Here is a 582-nt window from a genome sequence, read left to right on the forward strand (position 1 = left end):
CCGAAAACGGCAAAAAACCGGGGGTTTGAGCGCCCTCAGCGCGGCGGATGTGGCGTGTTTCGTTTTCCGGCTGCGTTGATCAGACCATCCTTAAAGTGAGCAAGCATTAACTGCCGCTGCACTTTTGAGATTTTGGAATAGAAGATGATTATTTCAACCGGATCGTCTTCATCGGTGAAGAGTGCAGGCAGCGGCAAACCTAAGGCATCGGCAAGCTGTTGCGCTGTTCGAAATGACGGTTCGAAATGACGGCTCCAGGTTCACTTATTTCGTAATCAGAGGAGCGGCTCCAGGCCACCTGTCCCGTTATTTGGTAACGACCCTAGCTTGTGAGAAGTGAATCTAAATCCGTTATTTGGGAACCTGGCCCAGCCACCAGCGTGGGGCCGCGCTTCCATCGCTGACGGTGCCGTCCCGCTGCACGTATCGAGGTACATCGCAACCGGCTTCGCTCAACTCACGGGAAGCACGACTCAGTGACTGGTCCATGATCTTTCCTGATTAGCCCTGACCATCAGCCGCCTGTCGCAGGATCTGCGCCGCGCTGGGTGGATGCTGCTGTCACCTGAAGCCAACGAGGTG

General features: G+C 55.3%; 1 protein-coding gene. It reads right to left on the minus strand.

Going from position 1 to position 582, the window contains the following annotated elements; genetic code table 11:
- Window positions 1–35: 35 nt before the first annotated feature.
- A complete protein-coding gene (locus XCSCFBP4642_RS26305; protein ID WP_235048266.1) occupies window positions 36–197 on the minus strand; it encodes a hypothetical protein in 162 nt (53 codons plus the stop codon).
- Between the last annotated feature and the right edge of the window lie 385 nt (window positions 198–582).

Origin of the sequence: Xanthomonas cassavae CFBP 4642 (assembly GCF_000454545.1) — a bacterium.
GTDB classification, from domain to species: Bacteria; Pseudomonadota; Gammaproteobacteria; order Xanthomonadales; family Xanthomonadaceae; genus Xanthomonas; species Xanthomonas cassavae.